The organism is Planktothrix sp. FACHB-1355 (assembly GCF_014748295.1).
GTDB classification, from domain to species: domain Bacteria; phylum Cyanobacteriota; class Cyanobacteriia; order Cyanobacteriales; family Aerosakkonemataceae; genus Aerosakkonema; species Aerosakkonema funiforme_A.
Window position 1 is genome coordinate 1 of record NZ_JACJUP010001304.1, and the last position, 1,723, is coordinate 1,723.

General features: G+C 44.5%; 3 protein-coding genes. 1 reads left to right on the top strand and 2 read right to left on the bottom strand.

From position 1 onward, the window contains the following. Both H6S82_RS31795 and H6S82_RS31800 read right to left on the bottom strand, forming a co-directional pair. A partial coding sequence (locus H6S82_RS31795; RefSeq protein WP_191057391.1) for a PD-(D/E)XK nuclease family protein occupies positions 1 to 270 on the bottom strand: 270 nt, incomplete at its 3' end. A gap of 253 nt (positions 271 to 523) precedes the next feature. After that, the gene (locus H6S82_RS31800; RefSeq protein ID WP_190464531.1) at positions 524 to 1,108 is read right to left on the bottom strand and encodes a PAP/fibrillin family protein; all 585 of its coding nucleotides are present in this window, start codon (positions 1,106 to 1,108) and stop codon (positions 524 to 526) included. Between the two features lie 238 nt (positions 1,109 to 1,346). Between H6S82_RS31800 and H6S82_RS31805 the strand changes: the two genes are divergently transcribed. Then, on the top strand, positions 1,347 to 1,592 hold the full coding sequence (locus H6S82_RS31805; protein WP_199315259.1) for a DUF3134 domain-containing protein: 246 nt from the start codon (positions 1,347 to 1,349) through the stop codon (positions 1,590 to 1,592). Positions 1,593 to 1,723: the final 131 nt, after the last annotated feature.

Consider the following 1,723-nt stretch of genomic DNA (forward strand, 5'->3'; position numbering starts at 1 on the left):
TGCTTTATTATTGAAACTGGGCGTCAAAATTTCTGGTGCTGCACTCACTAAAGCAGTCAGCCAACGCTGCATCTGGGCATCTTCTTGCACGATTGATTCTATTGGCAAACCCAGTTCTCGCTGCTGCATTAACAAGTGGAAATGACTGCCCCAATTTATCCGCTCTAGTTGTTCTGGTGTTGTGAGCGAGCCCAACTGTTCCAAGTAGGTATGTTGAAACTTACGGGGACAAGTGGATAACAAGTTTAAGTGTCTTTGAGATAAGCGCATAGATTAGTAGTTGGTAGTTGCTAGCAGTCAGTAGTTAAGATAATTGGAGTCTTTTGGGTTAATGGTGAAAAGTGTTTATTTATGTTACATATATGTGATGATGGTGGGTGACGGCACGGTTTGTTAATTATTAGTTGAAACTGCTTAAGCGATCGCCCGTGCCTAACCCACTCTACGATCAGATCGATTTTTATTATCAGCACAAAAACGGTAGAGCCGACAATTGACAGCTGACAACTGACAACTGACTAATTTAATTTTTAGTCAAAACAAACACACTCCCCACATTGCCTCGACCGATCCGCAAATCTTCATCCAAATAGGTAATATCCAGCCAACCTTTTTGGTCGCGATTCTCAATTTTAAAGTCAATCCCAAAAAACTTTTTGCCTGTTTCAATTTGCTGGATATATTGATTTGGAGATTCATAACCGATCGCACGTTGCAAACCGCTAATGGCGCGATCGAATCTCACGTTAACCCGTCGTTCGGAAACCGGGGTGAAAGTAGCAGTAACGCTAATGATACCTTCCAGATAAGGCAAACCGCCAATTTCCGCGATATTGTAAATTTTGGCATCCTTGACGCGGACGCATTGATAAATTTGACCGAGTTTGAACAATGGCACGCTGTCAATGCCTAAAAGTTCGCTACTGGTAGTGTAAAGCAGTCGCCAGTTGCCGTCGAGTAAATCTGCCGCTTCCGTCGGTCGGGGGGTGGGGTTGCGGTCTTCCAGTTGGGCGACAAGAGAGAGTATAGCTTGTTTGTCAGCTGCGGTCGCCAACAAACCGCGATTTTTACCTGCGATCGCTTCTAGCAGTGATGCTTTGCCAATCATACCTGCATACCTCTTCTGAACTCCCCATCACTAAGGATACTTTAGGATTTAGGTATCGAGACGGTAGAATGAGGGGGAGTGGGGGAGCGGGGGAGTGGGAGAGAAAAGAACAACAGGTAACTTGCGATCGATAATCTTACGGCGGGAAGCCTGTAAAGCTAGAGCTAACAGTCGAATAGGTTAGTAACTGCTAAACTCTAATAGTCTCAATTTATAGTGTTTTGCCGGTCAAGCTCGTATGATATACAACCCCTCTCTACGGGAAGAACCAATCGATCAACCAGCTGCTGTGATTCCCATCAAGCAAGAAACTTCCATTTTGGATTGGTTAGAAGCTACAGGTCGCCTACTAGCGCGTGCTGAAGACGATGCTGAAGGATATTTAGATGAGGATGAAGAAATCGATCAACTCATGGGCGGCGATGACATTGTATATGACGAAGATTTGGATGATGATGATGACATCGTTGACGACATAGACTGATCCGATCGCACAAATATTTAATCCCGATTCGCCAATCACTGTCTGGTAGTCTCAATTTGTTGTGTGGAGTGAAATAGCAGTTCCGTGGATGCTAAATCATTAGATAGCCGATCGCTAAACTTCTCAGGAAC